Source organism: Rhizobium sp. PP-F2F-G48, from assembly GCF_004342335.1.
Classification (GTDB): domain Bacteria; phylum Pseudomonadota; class Alphaproteobacteria; order Rhizobiales; family Rhizobiaceae; genus Ferranicluibacter.
Genome location: NZ_SLVH01000011.1, coordinates 159,931 through 180,763 on the forward strand (window position 1 = coordinate 159,931; position 20,833 = coordinate 180,763).

The 20,833-nt window shown below is 61.8% G+C and carries 19 protein-coding genes; 13 read left to right on the top strand and 6 right to left on the bottom strand.

The features are described 5' to 3' along the window. The first annotated feature begins 263 nt into the window (after positions 1 to 263). The gene (locus C8J36_RS21260; RefSeq protein WP_132537343.1) at positions 264 to 1,487 is read left to right on the top strand and encodes an ROK family protein; all 1,224 of its coding nucleotides are present in this window, start codon (positions 264 to 266) and stop codon (positions 1,485 to 1,487) included. A gap of 181 nt (positions 1,488 to 1,668) precedes the next feature. Here C8J36_RS21260 and C8J36_RS21265 read toward each other — a convergent pair whose 3' ends face one another. The 5 genes from C8J36_RS21265 to C8J36_RS21290 all read right to left on the bottom strand — a co-directional run bounded on the left by C8J36_RS21265 (position 1,669) and on the right by C8J36_RS21290 (position 7,243). Further along, positions 1,669 to 3,243 (bottom strand): FGGY-family carbohydrate kinase, encoded by a 1,575-nt coding sequence (locus tag C8J36_RS21265; protein WP_132537344.1) that lies wholly within the window; start codon positions 3,241 to 3,243, stop codon positions 1,669 to 1,671. Positions 3,244 to 3,249: 6 nt separating this feature from the next. Next, positions 3,250 to 3,693, bottom strand: a complete 444-nt coding sequence (locus C8J36_RS25465) for a hypothetical protein (protein ID WP_245506679.1) — start codon at positions 3,691 to 3,693, stop codon at positions 3,250 to 3,252. Further along, positions 3,690 to 4,775: an ABC transporter permease gene (locus tag C8J36_RS21280; protein WP_132537346.1), complete on the bottom strand. Its 1,086-nt coding sequence runs from the start codon at positions 4,773 to 4,775 to the stop codon at positions 3,690 to 3,692. Before C8J36_RS21280 ends, C8J36_RS25465 begins: the two co-directional genes overlap by 4 nt. A gap of 145 nt (positions 4,776 to 4,920) precedes the next feature. Then, on the bottom strand, positions 4,921 to 5,988 hold the full coding sequence (locus tag C8J36_RS21285) for a substrate-binding domain-containing protein (protein ID WP_132537347.1): 1,068 nt from the start codon (positions 5,986 to 5,988) through the stop codon (positions 4,921 to 4,923). Positions 5,989 to 6,280: 292 nt separating this feature from the next. Further along, positions 6,281 to 7,243: a helix-turn-helix domain-containing protein gene (locus C8J36_RS21290; RefSeq protein ID WP_132537348.1), complete on the bottom strand. Its 963-nt coding sequence runs from the start codon at positions 7,241 to 7,243 to the stop codon at positions 6,281 to 6,283. Between the two features lie 74 nt (positions 7,244 to 7,317). On the opposite strand from C8J36_RS21290, the gene C8J36_RS21295 reads away from it, so the two are divergent. The 12 genes from C8J36_RS21295 to C8J36_RS21350 all read left to right on the top strand — a co-directional run bounded on the left by C8J36_RS21295 (position 7,318) and on the right by C8J36_RS21350 (position 20,535). Continuing rightward, complete coding sequence (locus tag C8J36_RS21295) at positions 7,318 to 7,995, top strand: DJ-1/PfpI family protein (protein ID WP_132537349.1); 678 nt, start codon at positions 7,318 to 7,320, stop codon at positions 7,993 to 7,995. Between the two features lie 411 nt (positions 7,996 to 8,406). Next, entirely contained in the window at positions 8,407 to 9,399 is a 993-nt protein-coding gene (locus C8J36_RS21300; protein WP_132537350.1) for a LysR family transcriptional regulator, read from the top strand. Positions 9,400 to 9,537: 138 nt separating this feature from the next. Beyond that, on the top strand, positions 9,538 to 10,620 hold the full coding sequence (locus tag C8J36_RS21305) for an extracellular solute-binding protein (RefSeq protein WP_245506680.1): 1,083 nt from the start codon (positions 9,538 to 9,540) through the stop codon (positions 10,618 to 10,620). Positions 10,621 to 10,622: 2 nt separating this feature from the next. After that, the gene (locus tag C8J36_RS21310) at positions 10,623 to 11,708 is read left to right on the top strand and encodes an ABC transporter ATP-binding protein (protein WP_132537351.1); all 1,086 of its coding nucleotides are present in this window, start codon (positions 10,623 to 10,625) and stop codon (positions 11,706 to 11,708) included. Further along, the gene (locus tag C8J36_RS21315) at positions 11,708 to 12,586 is read left to right on the top strand and encodes an ABC transporter permease (RefSeq protein ID WP_132537352.1); all 879 of its coding nucleotides are present in this window, start codon (positions 11,708 to 11,710) and stop codon (positions 12,584 to 12,586) included. The genes C8J36_RS21310 and C8J36_RS21315 overlap by 1 nt, the downstream gene beginning before the upstream one ends. Next, complete coding sequence (locus C8J36_RS21320; RefSeq protein ID WP_132537353.1) at positions 12,583 to 13,380, top strand: ABC transporter permease; 798 nt, start codon at positions 12,583 to 12,585, stop codon at positions 13,378 to 13,380. Before C8J36_RS21315 ends, C8J36_RS21320 begins: the two co-directional genes overlap by 4 nt. Beyond that, positions 13,377 to 14,891 (top strand): NAD(P)/FAD-dependent oxidoreductase, encoded by a 1,515-nt coding sequence (locus tag C8J36_RS21325; RefSeq protein ID WP_132537354.1) that lies wholly within the window; start codon positions 13,377 to 13,379, stop codon positions 14,889 to 14,891. The genes C8J36_RS21320 and C8J36_RS21325 overlap by 4 nt, the downstream gene beginning before the upstream one ends. After that, positions 14,888 to 15,706: a creatininase family protein gene (locus C8J36_RS21330; RefSeq protein ID WP_132537355.1), complete on the top strand. Its 819-nt coding sequence runs from the start codon at positions 14,888 to 14,890 to the stop codon at positions 15,704 to 15,706. Before C8J36_RS21325 ends, C8J36_RS21330 begins: the two co-directional genes overlap by 4 nt. A 2-nt stretch (positions 15,707 to 15,708) precedes the next feature. Continuing rightward, the gene (locus tag C8J36_RS21335; protein ID WP_132537356.1) at positions 15,709 to 17,373 is read left to right on the top strand and encodes a CocE/NonD family hydrolase; all 1,665 of its coding nucleotides are present in this window, start codon (positions 15,709 to 15,711) and stop codon (positions 17,371 to 17,373) included. Next, on the top strand, positions 17,357 to 17,845 hold the full coding sequence (locus C8J36_RS21340) for a nucleoside deaminase (RefSeq protein ID WP_132537357.1): 489 nt from the start codon (positions 17,357 to 17,359) through the stop codon (positions 17,843 to 17,845). Before C8J36_RS21335 ends, C8J36_RS21340 begins: the two co-directional genes overlap by 17 nt. A gap of 72 nt (positions 17,846 to 17,917) precedes the next feature. Continuing rightward, the gene (locus C8J36_RS21345; RefSeq protein WP_132537358.1) at positions 17,918 to 18,967 is read left to right on the top strand and encodes a questin oxidase family protein; all 1,050 of its coding nucleotides are present in this window, start codon (positions 17,918 to 17,920) and stop codon (positions 18,965 to 18,967) included. Positions 18,968 to 19,044: 77 nt separating this feature from the next. After that, the gene (locus tag C8J36_RS21350) at positions 19,045 to 20,535 is read left to right on the top strand and encodes an amidohydrolase family protein (RefSeq protein WP_245506682.1); all 1,491 of its coding nucleotides are present in this window, start codon (positions 19,045 to 19,047) and stop codon (positions 20,533 to 20,535) included. 142 nt (positions 20,536 to 20,677) lie between these two features. On the opposite strand, the gene C8J36_RS25655 is transcribed toward C8J36_RS21350, so the two are convergent. Continuing rightward, positions 20,678 to 20,830, bottom strand: a complete 153-nt coding sequence (locus C8J36_RS25655; RefSeq protein ID WP_281029261.1) for a zinc-binding dehydrogenase — start codon at positions 20,828 to 20,830, stop codon at positions 20,678 to 20,680. Between the last annotated feature and the right edge of the window lie 3 nt (positions 20,831 to 20,833).

Sequence of the window (20,833 nt, forward strand, 5' to 3'; positions counted from 1 at the left end):
CCTTTGTTCCCGATCTTTGAACAAGCTCGTCGTCCGATTGCTGGTGCGAGCGACGCTTCCGTCTCGGTGCCAGAACCAGAGAGGGCTCGCTTGGGTAGGAAAGGACTGAGACAGCGTCCGAGACGTCCTGATGGCTAGGCAAGCCGGCTGGGAGAGATCGGCATAGAGGGATAGTTTTTTACATTACGCTGCGCCGTCCCGCCGAGATTTGTCTTTATCAACATCGGCATAGCGATTAAGAACGGCGGCTGGAGGCGCATTTCATGAAGAAATCCAGTATTCTGTCTGACGCCACCTTGCTCGCCAATTCTGCAGAGCTCCTGTCCCTGATTGCAACGGGCGCTGCCTCGTCACGGGCGACGCTGCTGGATGCTTCCGGGTTGTCGAGGGTGACGGTCACCCAGCGTCTCAACGCACTTCTGGCGGCCGGCCTTGTGAGAGAGACCGAACGAACTCTGCCGAGTGGCGGGCGACCGACGCGGGTGCTGGCAATCGGAGAAAATGCCGGCGTGATCCTGGTTGCGAACATTGGTGAAACCCATATTCACATTGCCGCAATGGATCTGCAGCCCGCGATCGTATCGCAGCTGACGATCGAGGTTTCATCGCAAGCCGATCCCGACGGAACGCTCGAGCGCATTCACCACGCTTTTTCGGACTTACTGTCTCGAGCCGACGTTGCTGATCGGTTGCTCTTCGCCATCAGCTTGAGCCTCCCGACCCCCGTCGATCACAAACGCGGCTGTGTCGTCGGCCCGTCTGTTCTCCCGAAATGGGATGAGTTTGACATCCGAGGCTGGCTCGGACGGCACTATGAGGCGCCGGTCTTCGTCGAAAACGACGTGAACCTCATGACGATCTGTGAACACCGCCAAAACTTTCCGCATGTGGAAGACATGTTCTTCATCAAGGCGGGAACAGGCATCGGCAGCGGAATCGTCACGGGCGGCAAGATATTTCGAGGCGCTCAAGGTGCAGCCGGCGACATCGGTCACATTCAATTTACGTCTGACGACCCGCCCTTGTGCCGTTGCGGAAAGCTGGGCTGTGTGGAAGCGCGAGCGGGTGGCTGGGCGATCGCCCGCGACTTGACGGCCAGGGGATTCCCTGCCGAAAACGCACGCCACGTCGTGCAGTTCGTTGAAAACAATCGACCGGAGGCCATCATGTTGGTTCGGCGGGCCGGACAGACGATTGGCGAAGTGGCGTCGGATGTCGTCAGCATCCTCAATCCAAGTCTCATCGTGATTGGCGGTACACTCGCGAAAGCCGGGGAGTATCTTCTCTCCGGCGTCCGGGAACTTGTCTATCAACGCTGCCTGCCGCTTGCCATCCGGGAGCTTCAGATTGTTCTGTCCGATCCTCAACGCGACAGCGCGTTGTTCGGTGCTGCCCATCTCGTCCTCGATGACATCTTCAGCAGGGGAAACGTCGACGCGTTAATCGAGCGTTTCGTAAAGCGGAGCGAAACGGCACGTGTCGTTTGAACGGAGCTGTTCTCTAGCGGACCGGAGATCGATCAGACGGTGACAGTCGCTGGCTTTTCATGCTCCAGCATCGGCTTTCTCGACGCGCGTCATGCCCAGCGCGGCGCGGCGTCTCTGCGGCCGTTTGCAGTGCAGCATCGCTCTTGCCTGTCCCTGTGCTGACGCCAAGCCGACAAAGCCTTCAAGCGGGGTTTTCGGCTGTCGGCATTCCGCTCAAAGTATGCATCGCAGCACGGGCGCGCACAGAATTGCTCATTTCACGGTAGAGCTGAAACAGGGTCTCATAAACCCTGACATGCCGTCGTTCGGGACTGTAATGGCGGTAGCTTTTTGCACCGAACCGCGCCGCCCCTTCCTCATAAGACGACACGACCCCGGCGGCGAAGGCGCCATGGATGGCTGCGCCGACAGCCGTGGGATTGCCGATTTCCGGCACGTCTATCGGTCTGTTCATGACGTCTGCCATGATCTGGAGAAGAAGCGGGTTGTTCTGAGCCAAGCCACTGGTCATCAGCACACGCTCGACGGCGATGTCGCCGGCGGTAAACAGGTCGCAAATCGACCTCGCGCCGAAACAAAGCGATTCCATGAGCGCGCGATAGATTCCGACCGAGGTCGTATCCATCGAGAGCCCCATCAGGACTCCGCTGAGCCTCGAATCCGCGAGTGGGACACGATTGCCATTCCACCAGTCGAGCGCGACGAGTCGATTTTCCCCCGGCGCGAGCATGGCGGCCTCGAAATTGTAAAGCTTGAAGCTTTCGTCCGCACTGCCGGCCCGTGGGAAATTTCTGACGAACCAGGCAAGCGTATCTCCGAAACTTGCCTGTCCTGATTCATAGCACCAGAGGCCCCGGATCGAGCCATTATAGGCGACGCCCTCAATACCCCTGGGCAGAGCGTGGAAACGCTCGCTCAGGAACAGATAAGCGGCGGAGGTCCCGAGGGCTCCAACGAGGCTTCCCGTCCGAACAGTGCCGGTTGCCGGGAGAGCGACATGTGAGTCAATGACGGCAACGGCAACGGTCGCCTTGCCTTGGATTCCCGTCTCGATGCGCCACGCCTTGGTCAGATCTCCCGCCGGAGAGCCGACGGGATGGGGTGGTGCGAGCCGCTGTTCCAAGCCGTCGGTAATGCCTTTCGGGTATCCATCGGACTCGGAATATTGAGCCTTATAGGCGGCAAAGCCCAAGCTCCGCCGTTCCTGACCCGACAATTGCCAGACGAGCCAATCGCCAGCTTCGATGAAACGTGCCGTCTCCGACCAAAGCTTCGGCGCTTCATCGGCGATTTGAACGGCCTTCGCAAGAAGCCACTCGCCAGAGACCTTACCGCCGAAATTATCAAGGTAGGAACCACCCCTCACATTGATGTCGTCTGCAAATTTTTGCGCGGCGGCGTGCTTCCATAATTTCACATAGGCGTGAGGATCGTCTGGGTAGAGTTCGGAGAGTGGCTGACCGGTCAACGTTGTCGGCAGGGGAGAACTGGCCGTAAAGCCAAGTCCGATACTATCGATGTTTCTCCCGCTCCCGAGTTTGGAGAGAATGTGCTGGGCGGCTTCGAGATAGTCGGCTGCATTCTGCAATGCCCAGCCCCTGGGGAGAGCGCCGCCGCCCGGCAATTGCTGGGTCATGATCCCATGGCGATAGCGATGGGTATGACTGCCGATCTGCTGTCCGCTTGCCGTGTCGATGAGAACGCCGCGGGCCGATTCCGAGCCGTAGTCCAAGCCAATCAGAAAAGTGTCCGTCATTTTTCGTCAGCCTTTGCGGCGCTGAATCCGATCACCCGCTGGACTGCCGGTCGCATGCCAGGATGTCGAGAATTGGCTTTCTGGACCGCATCGATGGGCAAGGCGCGGATCGCGCTCGCCATTGCAGATCCAAGGGATAAATCTCGCGTTTGCAGCATTGCTGGTGTCCCGTGTATGGCGGCTCGCATCAATCCTTCCAGATGTGGCTTCCGTCTGAAATCCGGCGGTGCCCGTTACGGCACCCTTCCGCTCCTTGATTGTCCTGAACGTTCGACGGCGGCGACGGTGGTCGCCCCGGTCATAATCGCGACAGCGTCGGGCATGGTGACGTCTGCCTCCCTTCATCCGGATTTCACCGGCGCGAAGTTCGAAGTCGGCACCCTCCAGTGCCACGACGTTTCCGAAATGTTTGGTCAGCCCGCGGGCTTCCAGAGCCGCATGCTGGCTCATGCCGAGACCCTCCGGATCCACTGGTCGATACCGACGGCAGCCACGATCAGAATGCCAACCGAAAACTCCTGCCAGAGAGCATCAAGGCCGGCCAGGGCGAGACCATTGCGGAAAACGCCGACGATGACGGCTCCGATCAGTGTACCGACAATCGTTCCGCGTCCGCCAAACAAGGATGTCCCGCCGATGACCGTTGCGGTGATGGAGTCGAGATTGGCTGTCGAGCCCGACGTCGGGCTGATGGCGCCGACACGTCCGATCAGGGCCCAGGCACCGATTGCCGAAATCAGCCCCGCGCATCCATAGATCGCAAGCAAAACGCGGCGAGTGTCGATACCTGCCAGTCTTGCAGCGTCCGGGTCGTCTCCCGTCGCATAGACATGGCGACCGAAAGCCGTCCGATTGAGCATGTACCAGACGCCGATACCCAGCGCGAGCATCAGCAGCGTCCCCATCGTGATGCGCGCGCCCCCGAACTGCAGTGCGGCCCCCATCCACTGAAGGATAGGCGCAGCTTCCGCGACCTCTTGGGCGCGGATTGTCTGGCTCCCGGAGTACCATAGGTTCAATGCACCGAAGACGCTCCAGCTGCCCAGCGTCACGATGAATGGTGGTAGACGGACATAGGTAACGAGGAAGCCGTTGATCAGGCCGCATCCCAGCCCGGCGGCTATCCCGATCACGAACGCAAGTTCAGCGGGAAGGCCAGCAGCGATTGCCAGGCGTCCCATGAGAGTCGATGTGAGGACCATGATCGCCCCAACCGACAGATCGATACCGGCCGTCAGGATGACCAATGTCTGGGCAATGCCGATAATGCCGATAATGGTGACTTGCTGCAGGATGAGGGACAGGTTGAAGGGCTGAAAAAAGCGGCCTCCTACAATCATGGAAAAGACGGCCACGCTCGCAATGAGAACGATGAAGGGAACCATTGTGGGATTGGCGTGCAAGAACCGCTGGAACCTTCGGATCGGGCTCGCCTCGCGGGTCTCGAAGACAGCAACCGAGCTTTCGGCAGGGGCCAAACCGCCTTCAAAGTCGGTGGCGCGAACCGGCGCCTCGTCACGCGGATTGTTCATGGGGTTGCCCTGTCTCAGTCGTGCATATCGGTATTCGAGGACACGGCCGCGATCTCGCGACGCAGGACCGTGTCCCCGTCTTGGGGTATCATTGTACTGGCGTTGTCTTTTCGACAGACGCCCGTCAATGGCGGATCAGAGCACGTTAGCCCCAGCACGCTTTCAACGCCTCGTCGGACGTGATCGACTCGACGCCGGCCACCGGCTTGTCGGTTACGAGAGTCACACCGGTGTTGAAGAATGGCAGGCCAGGGCTGGCGACAGGTTTTGTCCCGGTCTTCATGTAGTCGACAATGGCCTCCACACCGAGTGACGCCATTTTCAGCGGATACTGCATCGACGTTGCGCCGATCACGCCTGCCTTCACGTTCTTGACGCCCGGGCAACCTCCGTCAACAGACGTGATGAGCACGGAGCCTTCTTTTCCAGCCGCCTTCAGCGCTTCGTAAGCGCCTGCCGCCGTCGGTTCGTTGATCGTATAGACGACGGAGATATCGTTGTCCTTCTGGAGAAGTGTCTCCATCCCGGTTCGCCCCCCTTCTTCAGAACCCTGGCCCCATTGGTGCCCGACGATGCGCTCGTCCTCTTCATCGAGGTAACGCGTGACGTCCTTGGGATCCAAGCCGAAACCCTTCATGAAGCCTTGATCACGCGCCACATCGACGGTGGGCTGATTTTCAAGCGCATCCAGAAAGGCGATTTTTGCCTTCGAGGGATCCGGGACCGTCTTTGCGGCCCACGCTCCAATCAACTCGCCCGCCTTGAAATTGTCTGTCGCGAAGGTTGCATCGGCGGCGTCGGCAGGCTCCAAGGGGGTATCAAGCGCAATGACCAGGATGCCGGCCTTGCGGGCCTGCTCGACAGCTGTAACGAGTGCCTTCGTATCACTCGCGACGATCAGGATGCCTTTGGCCCCTGCCGAAATCAGATTTTCGATGGCGGCGACTTGGCTGTCGTTGTCTCCGTCAAACTTCCCAGCGAAGCTCTGGATTTTGACACCGCCAATTTCGGCTGCCTTGCTTGTCGCCCCTTCACGAATCTTCGCAAAAAACGGATTGGCCTCCGTCTTGGTGATAACGCCGATCAAAATGTCCTCGGCCTGAGCGCTGGCCGGCAGAAATGCCAGGCCGGCGCTGAGAAGAGCCGCTGCTGCTGTCAGGCGTGCGGTCAGTGCAGCGCCGTCCACAGACGTGAACCGGATAAATTTTTTCATATGAGTCCTCCCGATAGATCGACTGTCTTGCCTCCTCCGAAGATTGATCAGCCGATATCGACAGTGATGACCTCCATTATGGATGATGTCAACATTATCAATATTGGCTTTTGCATATATTTGAACATAACGGATGGAGAAAGAGGGAATGAGGCCGACGATTGCAACACTGCAGGGGACAGGTGCGCTCTCAAAACCGCGATTTGGATAGACGACAGGCCGAGCGAGATGAACAGAGCGATGACGGCCAATACGGCTGCCGCAACGGGGATGATCCACGGAAAAGGCACCATCACCCATGAAATCGGGCCCTGTAAGCACTGGGGCCGACACCGAGCCGCTGGAGGAAAACGCGCCGTAGGGTCTCGGTCGATCCGAAGCCGCAGCGCGCCGCGGCTCGCGTCACGCTCGCGCCCTCCTCCAGAAGCTGGCGCGCGCGCTCGAAGCGGATGGTTTCGACGCCGTCGGCGGGTGTGCGGCCGGTGCTTTGACGATAGCGCCTCGAGAAGGTGCGAAGGCTCATGCCCGCCTGGTCGGCCAGCACGCCGAGCGACAGATCATGTTCGAGATGGCCGGCGATCCAGCCGTGCAGACGCTCGAAGGTGCCGTCCGACTGCTGGAGGGCGAGTGCGGCACTGAACTGCGCCTGCCCGCCCGGACGCTTGAGGAACACGACGAGCTGGCGCGCGACGGCCAGCGCGAGCGGCCGGCCGTGGTCCGCCTCCACCATGGCCAAGGCCAGATCGATGCCGGCCGTCACCCCGGCCGAAGTCCAGACCGATCCGTCGCGCACGAAGATCGGATCGGGATCCAGGCGAACCGCGGGAAAGCGGGCGGCGAACTCGGCGCACCGGCCCCAATGCGTCACGGCCCTGCGGCCATCGAGAAGTCCGGCCTCCGCGAGCAGAAAGGCACCGCTGCAGACGGATGCGGTACGCGATGCGCGGGCCGCGCGTCGTCGAACCCAGGTCAGAAGCGCTTCATCGCGGCATGCGGCGTTCACGCCGTGGCCGCCGGAGACGATCAGCGTTCCCCCGCCGCCCTCGTCCGGAAGCGCCTTGGATCGCAGGACGATGCCGGAACTGGTCACGACCTCCCCATCGGCCGAGACGATGTCGATCGCATAGGGCTTGAGCGCCCCGGCCGGCGTAAGGTCGTTCGCCGTGGCGAAGACCTGCGCCGGCCCCGTCACGTCCAAAATCTGGGCGTTCGCGAAGGCGAGGATCTCGATGGAATGCGGCGGGTCATTTGGCATGATATGAGCGATGATTGGCGCAAAGGCCAATCTGTGCTGCAGTATGGTCGCTCCGTCAATAAGGGAACGGGCTCATGACGCTTCACTTTGGAATTCTCTGCTTTCCCGCCGTCCAGCAGCTGGACCTGACCGGGCCCTATGAGGTCTTCGCCTCCGCCACGGGCGCGAAGGTCCATCTCGTCTGGAAGGATCTCGAACCTGTGCGAGCCTCGACCGGTCTCTGGCTTCAGCCCGACATGCGCTTTGCCGACGCGCCGGATTTCGACGTCCTGTGCGTGCCCGGCGGCGCGGGCGTCAACGCGCTGCTCACCGACGACGAGACGTTGGCCTTCGTGCGGGACAAGGCCGCCAAGGCGCGCTTCGTGACGTCGGTCTGCACCGGTTCGCTCGTCCTTGGCCGCGCCGGTCTTCTCCGGGGCCGCCGTGCCACCACGCACTGGAACGCCCATGATTTCCTCGCGAGCTTCGGTGCGGTGCCCGTCAAGGAGCGGGTCGTGCGGGACGGATCGCTCATCACGGCCGGCGGCGTCACCTCGGGCATCGACTTCGGGCTTGCCGTCGTTGCAGAGCTTATCGGGCAAGAGGAAGCCGAAACGATCCAGCTGGCGCTGGAATACGCGCCCGAGCCTCCCTTCGGCGCAGGCCATCCCGAAACTGCCTCGCCGAACGTGCTGGCAGCCGCCAAGGCCCGCATGGCGGGAGCGCGGCGGGAGCGAGAGGCGCTCCTGTCCGCGATAGGCCCGGACAGTTGAGTTCGGTGGCTTGGTTTTCGGTGGCGTTTTCCGAAGCTTTGGCAGCGTCGGATTCATAAGGTCACTGGTCGAGGCCGCGGATCCGTCGCGGGTTCTGGCTGGCAAAGCCTCTTCCGTGGTGCCGATCTTCTCCATTCTCGCTTTCACGCAGCGGGCTCACGGCGGAAAACGCCGTCATTCAACAGATCGTTGAACCCATGCGCGATCGGACCGACCCGTCAAAGCGGCGCGACGCCCGGGATTGTGAAGCCACTGGGTTCGCCCGCTGCTGTCATCCCGCTTCTGTCATGGAGAGCTCATCCAGCAAGCCGCAAAGCTCTGACGCCCATCGTGACGTGTCGTCTCACGGGGTGGCATGAATTATGCTTCTTCTCCACCGTTGGTGCAGCGTTCGAAAGGAGAAGGCTGGTCATGACGCGACAGGCGAATGGGATGATGGATGTGCGTCTGATGCGGACGCTTCTGACCTTGCTGACGGAATGCAGCGTTTCGAAGACAGCCGATATTTTGGGGCAAGCGCAGCCGACGGTTAGCCTGACGTTGAAACGGCTGCGGGAAATGCTGGACGATCCGCTTCTGGTCCGGTCCGGAGGCGCGCTGGTGCCCACAGAGCGCGGTCTCGCTTTGAAGGATACATTGCGCGATATTCTCGGCACGATCGACGCGCATCTTTCGCCTTACGCCACCTTCGACCCCGACACTGCGACACGAAACTTTCGCATCGTCGCAGACAACTGCCTCGGAGCCGTGTTTCTGCCCCGGCTGGTCGGAAACATTGCACAAAAGGCGCCCAATGTCAGTGTCGATGCGTCGCATATGCCGAGCTATGACGATCTGATCAGCCAGCTCGCGGATGGGTCCATCGATGCGGTCATCGGAAACTGGCCGCATCCGCCGGAAAATTTGCGGATGTCGCCCTTGTTGAGCACCGACATCGTCTGCGTCGTTCGCCCGAGCCATCGACTGGCAAGTCTCCGCGAACCGATGGCGATGGGCGAGTTCCTGAAGGAAAAACATCTTTCTCCGACGTCCGACAAGCGCGCCCATCTCAGCCCGATCGACGGACGGCTGATCGAGCTCGGGCTCAAGCGCAACATCGCCGTCTCCGTACCGGAATATGCGATCACGCCCTATGTGCTGACGCAATCGGACCTCGTCTTCACCACCGGTCGAATTTTTGCCGAGCAGATCGCACAATCCTTTCCGCTCGTCGTTCTGGAGGCACCGCGCGAACTCGGTCAGATGCAGTTCTACATGCTCTGGCACGAGTGCAAGCACCAGTCGCCCGATCACGTCTGGCTGCGACAAACCATCAAGTCGGTTGCGGCCGGCGTTCGCGTCTTCGATCCGACGGGATCGATGCCGATGACCTTCCTGCGGTCCGAAGCGCCCGTCTTTGTTTAACGCCAGTGACGCGGGATCGGACGCGAGCGGACCCGGGTTTTGCGCCGTGCAATATAGTCTATTTGGGTCGCGTTATAGGCTTTTCTGTCACGGCGGGCGACATTGGCTGCAGTTCACTCGCAACCATATGAGGGCATCATGACAGGTTCACAAGTTAGCCGACATGACGTGCTTGCAGGGATCGCCGCCGGCGCGGCGGCAGGGATGTTCGGTTCTCTCGGCAGCGCGAGAGCTGCCGTTTCCGAGATGGTCTGGGCGACCTGGGACTCCAACGGGCACCCCGAATACGTCGCCGCTTTCGAGGCGCAGACCGGCGTCAAGGTAAAGCTGTCCTTTCTTTCCAGTGAGGATGCGCAGTTTGCGGCCCTGAAAACCGGCTCGGCCTCCGACTGGGACATGATCAACCCATCGCTGAACGGAAGCTGGCGCTACATCAAGGCTGGATTGCTCGAAGAAATCGACATGGCGAAGATCCCCAACGCCGCCAAGATGTACGATGTCTTCAAGACGACGCCAAAGGTTCTCGACGCCTCCGGCAAGCCGTTCGCGGTTCCCTATCTCTGGGGTCTGAACCCGATCGTCTACCGCAAGGACAAGTTCGAAAGCGAGCCCGACTACACGACCTTGTTCAACGAGACCTACAAGGGCCAGCTTGCCATGCGCGACTATGCGCTGGAATCCATCGCCATCGCAGGTCTGGTGGCCGGCGTGCCGCGCGACAAGGTCTTTCTCATGGAAACCAGGGAATTGGCGGAGGCCAAGAAGCTGCTGGTCGCGCAGAAGCCGCTGTTACGCACCTATTGGCAGACGATCGGCGATCTCACCAATCTGTTTGCCACAGGCGAGGTTTCCTGCGCGTTTTCGTGGCGGGTTCCCTACGATACGCTGAAAGACAAACTGCCGATGGGGATGGCCAAGCCGAAGGCCGGCATCATGGGCTGGTGCGACTGCTTTGCCATGCCGGCCACCTTGTCGGCCGAAAAGAGCGAGATCGGCTACAAGTTCATCGATTATCTGCTCGGGCCGGAATATGCCACGCAGATCGCCAAGATCGGCAATTACGCGACCACGTCCTCGGTCATCCGCGACGATTTGTCGAAGGAGCAGCAGGAAGCGATCTTCGTCGACGACATGGAGGTGATGAAGTCGTTCATGTGGCCGGTCGCCCCGGAGAATTATCCCGAGTGGTTGAAGATCTGGAACGAAGTCAAGGCAAGCTGATCATGGTGGCCACGCCTGAACGGGCGCCAGATTACGCCGGATCGGGATTGCTGCTGTCCGCCCGCGGCTTAACCAAGACCTATGGCGGGCAATGCGTGGTCGATGGCATCGATCTCGATATTCCGGAAAGGGCGTTCACGACCTTCCTTGGTCCCTCCGGCTGCGGCAAGACGACCATCTTGCGAATGATTGCCGGTTTCGAAACGCCGGACGCGGGGTCGATCGTGCTCGACGGGCGGTCGCTGTCCGGGGTTCCGCCGGAGCGCCGGCCGGTAAATACGGTGTTCCAGAGCTATGCCTTGTTTCCGCATCTGACGGTGCTCGACAATGTCGCCTTCTCGCTGACCCTGCGGCGCCAGAGCAATATCGACGTCGCAGCCCGCGTCAAACGAGCGCTGGATGCCGTGCACATGACCGCGTTCGGAGACCGATATCCCCACCAGCTCTCGGGTGGCCAGCAGCAGCGGATCGCGGTGGCGCGCGCGATCATCGCCGAACCGCATCTTCTTCTGTTGGACGAACCCCTTTCCGCCTTGGACAAGAAGATGCGCGGACACCTGCAGATCGAGCTGAAGGATCTGCAGCGGCGTCTCGGTATCGCCTTCGTCTATGTCACCCACGATCAGGAGGAGGCCTTTGCGCTCTCCGACATCGTCGTCGTCATGAACAAGGGACGCATCGTTCAGAAGGCACCACCGCTGACAATCTACGCCCGCCCTGCCAACGCCTTCGTTGCCGACTTCATCGGAGCGGCGACCCTCCTTCCGGGCGACATCGTCGCTGGCGAGGGGGCCAACGGATCGGCTGCAATCGACACGGCCATCGGCATCGTCGAGTGCCCGGCGGTGGAGGGATTGGCGAAAGGAGACAGGGCGGTTCTCGCCATCCGGCCGGAGCACGTCCGCATCGGCACGGACGGCCTGAGCGCGGTGATCCGGCATGTGGTGTTCAAGGGGGATCGTTACCTTGTCGAGGCCGAGGTCAACGGCTTCATTCTGCAGTTCCTCGCGGATAACCCGCTGACGCCCGGAACGACGGTGGGGCTGATCGTCGATAGAGACCGCGCCTTCATCACGAGGATCGGCTGATGGCTCCGGTTTTTCATCGGGCACAGCTTGCCCTCCCCGTGGCCTTGATTCTGATCCCGGGGTGCGTTCTGCCCTTGGCCGTTCTCCTGGTTTTCAGCGTCTTTGAAGTGGATCTCGATACGTTCACGCTGGTTCCGGCCTTTTCCGGACAGAGCTGGCGCCAGATTTTTACCAATCCGGTCTTCGCCTTTCTGATCGGCAAGGCGGTCTTCTCCGGCGCGGGCACGGCCGTGCTGGCAGCCTGCGTCGGATACCCGATCGCCGTTTCGATGACGCGCCTTCCCGTTCTCTGGAAGGGGGTCGGCAGCATCGTCCTTCTGACGCCGCTTTATACGGGCGAGATCGTTAGGATTTATGCCTGGCGGATCGTCCTTGGCTCCGAGGGACTCGTCAATGCGGCCCTGGAATGGATCGGCTTGATCGATGAGCCTTTGAAATTTCTGCTTTTTTCGCCGTTCACGACCCATCTCGTGCTGCTCTACAACAACCTGCCCTTCATGGTGCTGGCGATCTGGATATCTGCGGAACGGATCGACAAGCGGTTGATCGAGGCCGCACGGGATCTTGGCGCCCGCCCGATCGATGCGTTCTTCAAGGTCATTCTGCCCCTGACGACGCCGGGACTGGCCGTCGGCATCTTCACGGTCTTCGCGCTGGCCGCTGGCGATATGATGACGCCAAGCCTTCTCGGCGGAACGTCGGGCGCGACCCCGATGGCGATGATCGACAACCTGTTTGGAACCGCATTCGACTGGCCGCTGGCCTCCGCTTTGTCGCTCAGCCTTCTCGTTGTCCTGTTCGCCTTTGCCACCGGGTTCGTGACGGTCCTTCTTCGGTTCGAGGGCGCGCGAGCGGTCTTCCAGAGGGGGACGCGATGAGCCGTCTGGTCGTCTTCACGCTCGGTCTTGCCGTCTGTTTCTTCTATCTGCCCATCGTGGTTCTCGGCATTTTCTCCTTCAACGCCGCGAGCACGATGGCTTTTCCGCTCACCGGTTTCACCCTCTCCTGGTATGCCGATCTTTTCGGCAACGATGCCTTTCTCGGCGGCTTCGTCACCAGCTTCCTGATCGCGCAGCCCGTGGGCGTGCTGGGCGCGCTGATCGGATTGATGGCGGCGTTGGCCGTGACATCGCCGCGCATGCAATTCCGCGCCGCGTTCGCGATCCTCGTTCTCGTTCCCTTTCTGGTGCCGAAGACGGTGCTGTCCATTGCGCAGGCCATGCTGATCAGCTGGGTGGGACTGGGACGCGGGGCGACCGCGCTCATTCTGGCGCAGACGCTGGTCGTCATTCCCTTCACCACGACCATCCTTGCCGCCGTGATGATCCGGCTCGATCCGCGGCTAGAGGAAGCGGCGCGGGATCTCGGCGCCACCCCGTGGCAGAGTTTCCGGCGTGTCCTGCTGCCCCAGCTGAGCGTTGCCTTGAGTGCCGCCTATTCCATCGGGGTCATCCTGTCGCTGGCCGATCTCACGATCTCGATGTTCCTGGCCGGCCGCACGCAGCCCCTGTCGCTGATCGTCGCATCGGAATTCCGGCGCGAACTGAAGCCCGACCTCAATGCCATGCAGGTTTCCGTCCTCGTGTTGACGGCCCTGATCGTGGCGCTGACCGAAATCAATCGCCGACGCCGTCTGCGAGGACGTCTGGCGCATGGACGAGATGACCGATGATGATTGCCCCGATCGACACATCCCGCATGACACTCGACGACCTGAAGCAGGCGGCGCTCGCCGATCTGACATTGCTCGGCTATCCCAGCGCCCCGTGGCTCGGCGATCATCCCCGACCCGACGCGGCCGAGATCGCCGATGCCATCATCGTCGGCGGCGGCCAGTCCGGCGTCACGATCGCTGCCGCCCTAAAGTGGGACGGACTGCGCCGTGTCCGTGTTCTCGACAGCGGCGCGCCGGGGTCCGAGGGGCCATGGCTGACATTCGCGCGCATGGAAGAATTGCGGACGCCAAAAACCCAGGTCGGCAATGAATTCAACGTCGTCAACCTGTCTGTCCGCCGCTGGTTCGAAACACGTTACGGGCAGCAGGCCTGGGCCGATCTGTCCCGTATTCCACGAACGGACTGGAAGGCCTATCTCGACTGGTATGCCGACGTCTTCGAGATCGCCATCACCAATCATTGCGAGGTCCTGGATGTCGCCCCGCATGGCGATGTGATCGCCGTCACCACGCGGCTCGACGGCAAAATTGAAACATCGCTGGCGCGCACCGTGGTGCTGGCCACGGGATACGACGGCGCAGGGGCATGGCGTGTTCCACCGTTCGTCTCGGACACGCTCGGGCCGGAGAAATTCGATCATACCAACGGCCCGGTCGATTTCGACGCGTTGAAGGGATTGCGCGTCGGCGTGCTTGGCCATGGTGCATCGGCATTCGACAATGCGATCAAGGCGCTGGAAGCCGGTGCCGCCTCTGTGGATCTGTGCTTCCGGCGCGCGCGTCTGCCACGCACCAATCCCCATCGTGCGGTCGAGACGCCCGGCATGATGACGCAGTATCCGGATCTCTCCGAGACCACCCGCTGGGACATCGCCCGGTTCTTCCGCCGTGCAGATCAGCCGCCGCCGGTTCGCAGTTTCGAAACGGCGATACGCTTTGAAAACTTCACGCTTCGTCCGGCAACCCCTTGGCTGGAGGTTTCTCAACAGCCCGATGCGATCCGTGTCACCACCCCCGACGGCGATCTGGAGTTCGATCACCTCCTTCTTGCCACCGGCATGGATGTCGATCTGACCGTCAGACCCGAACTCCGGACCCTCCACGACAAGGTGGCGCTCTGGGGTGACCGGTACATGCCACAGGAAGGCAGCGCGGATGCCCGGCTTGCGAGGTTTCCCTACCTCGACGGCTTCTATGGATTCATTCCGAAAAATCCGCACGAAACATGGGTCGGCCGTGTCTTTGCCTTCAACAGCAGCAGTTTCGTCAGTCACGGTCCACACTCCACCTCGATCAGCGGACACAAGCATGCCGTGCCGCGGCTTGTCCGCGGTGTCCTGCGCCGACTGCTGCTCGATCGGGAAGCGGTCATCCTGCCGGAACTCAAGGCCTACACCGCACCCGACCTGCCGATCCCGGACGATTTCGAAAACCGGCTGATCGCGGCCAACCGGCAAGCGGCAAGCGCACCCAAGATTGGGAACCAGGCCAAAAGGGGTGGCGTATGACGCAATCCTTCTACTGGGCAGATCATTCCACCGCCGATTTCGCGTCCCGAAATCTCAGCGAGACCGTGGTCATCCTGCCGATCTCGGCAATCGAGCAGCACGGGCCTCATCTTCCGGTGCAGGTCGATGCAGCGATCAATGCGGCGATCCACGATCGGATGGTGCGCCTGCTCGATCCAAACGCGGATGTCCTCATCCTGCCGGCATTCAGCGTCGGCAAGTCGGATGAGCATCTGGCCTATCCGGGAACGCTGACCCTATCGGCGCAAACCCTGCGGCTCGTCTGGCTCGATATCGCCAGAAGCGCGAAGCGGGCCGGTGTCCGCAAGATCGTCCTGTTCAATTCGCATGGCGGGCAGATCTCGCTGATGGAGATGACCTGCCGTGATATCCGTGTCGAACTCGATATGCTCGCGGTCGCCTGTTCCTGGTTTCGGATTGCGCCGGTCGATGATCTGTTCTCCCAAACGGAGATCGTGCACGGCATTCACGGCGGCGATATCGAGACCAGCATGATGCTGGCCATCGCGCCGCATCTGGTCGTCATGGACAAGGCGGAGGATTTCGTGCCGCTGACCCTTGAGATCGAGCAGTCCGGCAGCCCCTTGACGGCGGAAGGCGCGGTCGGCTTCGGCTGGCAGGCGCAGGACCTTCATCCCGCAGGCGTCTGCGGAAATGCCGCCAATGCCGACGCCGTCAAAGGCGCGCTGGTGCTGGACCGGGCGGCCACGGGGTTGACGCGCCTGATCGAGGCGACGAGGGATTTCGACATGAGCAGGCTCACCTCCGAAACCCGCTTCTCGGACGGTCGCTAGCCATGCTCGACCTCCGCGACGTCGATACGCTTCGGATGCTCATGACCGACGGTGTTCATCTGGTCGCCGACGTCTATCGGCCTGTCGGCCCGGAGCGCTATCCCGTTCTGGTGATGCGCCTGCCCTATGGGCGGAAGGTCGCCTCGACGGTCGTTCTCGCCCATCCCGCCTGGTATGCGGCGCACGGCTATGTCGTTCTGGTGCAGGATGTTCGCGGTCGCGGACAATCCGAAGGGGTGTTCAGAATTCTCGAAGACGATGTCGCGGATGGCGCGCGGACGCTGTCGCTCGCGGCGGATCTTGCCGGCGGCAATGGCATGGTGGCAAGCTATGGTTTCAGCTACCACGGAATGAACCAGTTTCTGGCCCTTGCCGGCGCTCGAAAATCCGGCGGCAAGGCCCCCGACGCGATGGCGATCGCCATGGCAGCCTTCGATGTGCGCAACCACTGGGCCTTCGAGGGTGATGGGTTCCGGATGCAGTCCAATCAGATGTGGGCCTGCCAGATGGCCATCGAAAATGCCCGGCTGGCCGGCGACCTCGACGCCGCCCATCTGTTGCAGGCAGCTTTGCCATCCCTGCATTCGGGCGCGATCTCGGCACGGCCTGATGTTCTGGCGAAGACATCGCAACACACACATTACCAGGACTGGCTGGCCGACGATCCCGCCTATTGGCAGGCACGATCGCCAGATGCGCTGTTGGAGGGTGCGACGCTCGACGTTCCCGTTCTGCATGTCGGCGGATGGAACGACATCATGCTCGAGGGCACCTTGGCCGCCTTCAACGCCTTTTCTTCGAGCCGCAGTCTTCAGCGGCTTTCCATCGGTCCCTGGTCGCACATTCCCTGGGGCCGACGGGTCGGGGCGCTGGATGCGGGACCCGGCGCGGCCGACGGCATCGACCGTGAGATCGTCGCATTTTTCGACGAGGCACTGAAAGGCCGCGAAAATCCGTCCCCGAAGATCCGGCTCTTCGATGTGGTGAAACAGACTTGGGCCGGCTTCGAAAGCCTGCCGCGATCGGAAATGCGGGTGCTTCATCTCGCGTCCGGCGGCCGTGCGGCCACGACGAGTATCGATGGAACGCTTGCGGAGACACCAGGGGTTACGCGTGCCGATCGTCTCGTCCACGATCCATGGCGACCGGCCCCGAGCGTGGGCTTGCATCTCGGCACCCCTCCGGATTTCACCGACCGGGCGGCGATCGACGACAGGGCCGATGTGCTTGTCTACACCTCCGGTCCGCTCGACCTGCCGCTCGCTTTGTTCGGCGCCGCGAACGTCGATCTTTTCGTGACCGCGGACAGACCGAGTTTCGACCTGGATTGTACCTTGAGCATGCTCACCCCCGACGGGGCGGCCATCAGCATGACGTCGGGACATAAAACCGTAAAGCCGCACACGGCATCATCGCCGATGTCCGTCACGCTGCGACCGATGCAGATGACGGTGCCGGCGGGGCACTGCCTGCGTCTGTCGATACAGGCAGCGTCGTTTCCCGCCTTTCCCGTCAATCCGGGCACCGGCGCGCGGCCCCAGGACGCGACCGTCACCGACCGGCTGGTCACGACCCTCCTGGTCCGGTCAGGCGATGGCTACCCCTCCGCACTGCGACTGCCCGTGATGCCGCCACCTGACCGTGAGGAGAATGAATGTGAGCCTTGATCACGAAACTCTTCTTCGACTGACCTTTGACATTGCACGGCGGTCGAAAGAGCATGGCAACATGCCCTTCGGCGCGCTGCTGGCCGGTCCCGGCGGTGATATTCTCCTGGAGCAGGAAAACGAATACTTTCCCGACCATGATGCGACAGGCCATGCCGAGCGCCTGCTGGCAACGCAGGCGTCGAAGCTTTATCGCGCCCCCTTTCTGGCGGAGTGTACGCTTTACAGCTCGGCGGAACCCTGCGCCATGTGCGCCGGCGCCATTTACTGGGTGGGCATCGGCAGGGTCGTCTATGGCCTTTCCGAACACCGCCTGAAGGCGATGACAGGCGATCACCCCGACAATCCGACGATGGCCCTGCCGTGCCGCGCGGTGTTTTCGGCAGGCCAGAAAAGCATCGAGGTCATCGGCCCCCTGATCGAGACGGAGGCCGAGGCCGTTCACCGGGATGCCTGGCAACCGACCGTTTGACAGCACGTGGCCACGCCTTCTTCGACAGAGGGTGAAACATGCGCCGCCGGTTTCAGGGAGAAAGGGAGAGTCATGGTTCCAATGCAACGCACATCGCAAGAGCTGGAAACGCTGCTGGCAGGCATGCCGAAATGGGGCTCCGAATTTTCGCACACATTCGCCAATCATGCGCCCATGGTCCTTGTCGCGTTGGACCGGATCGGCGGTAAGCCGGATCAGCTCCGCCGATTCTTCCGTCACTACAGAGACGCCAAACATCTTCTGCCCTTTGCCCAGCCGGTGAACCGCCTGGATGGCGAAAGCTGGAAAACCGCCATCGGATTGCGCGAGCGCGAACCCGATCTGCGCGTTTTTTTTGCCGGTGAGGTGGCGAGGCTCGGGATACACGAGGCTTTGAAACTTTATCTTCCCGATCTTGCGGACGGCATTGCCGCCAGTGCCTTTCACGCTCTCATGAGAACCGCTTACGCGGTGCTCCGCGCCGACGAGACCGATGTCACCATTGCCCTCGCCTATTGGGCCGCCACCTATCTCCCCCTTCCGGCGTCGCGGAGCGCCCCACCCATCACGCGCGACCCGGCCGAAATCCTGGCCATGACCGCTGCGATCGAACCCTTGCATGGCCTGAAACTCCACGACCTTCTCTGGCAGAACATGCGCGACGCCGGCAACGTGCCGGAATTTGCGCCCGTCGTCGATTGGCTCGACATCGGGCCGGAGACACTGGAGAGAATGGCGGCGACGGCGCTCGCCATGTTCGCGGCAACCCAGCATTTCGCCGCCTTGCACATCATTACGGGGCTGCACTGGATCCGCCTCCTGAAGCCGCATTGCCATGAGGCGACGCTCCATCGGATGTTGCGGGTGTTCTGGCAGGGGATCGCCGCGCTGATGGGCGAGCTCGGCTTTCCGAAAATGCCGGACGCAGCCGCGGTCGATCGCTGGCGTCAGATCCAAGTGCCGGATTGGCCGGAGATGCATGCGATCGCAGCGCAAAGCTACGACGAGCACGATATCAGCCTTGCCTTCTCCGCCAGCGAGGAGATGAAAATCTACGGCGATCCCCTGTATCGCGTCGTGGTCGCGCGCCGCCTCGGACTGATCGGAGACTATACGAGATGAGCGCGGACGGACCGATCACAGGGGACGGCATCATTGAGGCAGGGACCGTGCTGTGCGGACTTTCGGCGGATGGCACCATGTCCATGCGCCACGATGTCGGCATCCGCGTCGCCGGCGGCATGATCGCACAGATCGGGCCGCTCGCCGCCGTCAGCTATGGCAACGACCATCTCGCCCGCTTCGGGTCTCCCGACATGATCGCCATGCCGGGGCTGGTCAACAGCCATCACCATTTCGGGGTCACGCCCCTGATGCAGGGCGTGCCCTTCGCGCCTCTGGAATTCTGGCTGCCGCAATTCCGGGCAATGCGGCAGGTCGATGTCCGGCTGGACACGCTCTATTCCGCGATCGAAATGCTGGAAAGCGGAACCACCATGGTGCAGCATCTCAACAGCGGATTTTCCGGCGCACCGGAGACCTGGATGGCGACGGCAGACGCCACGCTGGAGGCCTATAGCGAGATCGGCATGCGGGCCGGCTTTTCCTTCATGATTCGCGACCGCAATGTCTTGACCTATGAGGCGGATGCCAAGGTTCTGGCCGCTCTTCCGGAAACTCTGCGCAATTGGATCTCGCCGAAACTCGCCGCATCGAACATCCCTGTTGCGGACCTGATGACGTTTTACCGCGCGCTCAGGAAAAAATGGATCGAGGCGCGGCCGGATCACGTGCGCGTCAATCTCGCCCCCGCCAATCTGCACTGGTGCACGGACGACTGCCTTCAGGCGATTTTCGAGACGGCGCGGGAGACCGACGCGCAGGTCCATATGCATCTTCTGGAGACCGAGCGGCAATCACATTTCGCCTGGAACGAGTATGGCCATACCGCTGTCCAACATTTGAAGGCACTCGAATGCCTTGGTCCGAACGTCACGCTCGGGCACGGGAACTGGATGAGCCGCGCGGATCTCGACATCCTCGCCGATTGCGGCTGTACCCTGTGCCACAATGCCTCGTCCGGCCTGCGTCTCGGCAGCGGCATCGCCCCCGTCAACGAGATGCGCCGCCGCGGCATTCCGGTGGCCCTCGGCATCGACCAGTCGAATATAGCAGACGATCGCGACATGACGCTCGAAATGAAGCTGGTGTGGGCACTCCACCGTGAAACGGGTCTGTGGAACGAGCGCCCCGACGCCGGTGCCGTCCTGCAGATGGCGACGGAACATGGTGCGAGATCTGTCGGCTTCGGCGGCTTTACGGGTCGGCTGGAACCCGGTCACCAGGCGGATATCGTGCTGATGGACCGCCGCAGGATCGGGCGACCGCATGTCAACCGCCGGACACCGGTGGCCGAGAGCGTTCTGCACCGCGGCGGACGCCATGCCATCACGCAGGTGTTTGTCGGCGGCCGCCTCGTCGTGGATGACGGAAAAGTGGTCACGATCGACAGAGACGCGGTTCTTGCGGACATCAGCGAGCGCCTTGAACGGCCAGAAACGCAGGGTGAAAAAGATGCCTGGGACGCGATCAATGCGCTCCTGCCCCACCTCGCGCGCCATCACCGAGATGTCACGCACGCATCCGGATATCGCGCTTACCGTTACAATGCGATGGCAGACAGGGATTAGTCGTGCCCTCGCGTCGTCGTCGCTCCGCGATCTGCCCGGTCGGATAACGCTTTCGCGTCGTCGCCGCTGCGCGACGGCAACACCTTGCCGTCGCGCGGTGTGAAAGCCCCGGCGGAGCCGTCAGGATCGCCGGGGGTTGGCGTCAGGCTTCGATCCAGGGCTGCAGCACGACCTTGCCGGTGGTGAGGCCATTCTCCAGCAGCCGATGGGCTTCGGCTGCTTGTGACAGCGGCATCACCTTGCCGATGTTGATCGACAGCTTGCCGGTCATCAGGAAGCCGATCAGTTCGTTCATCGT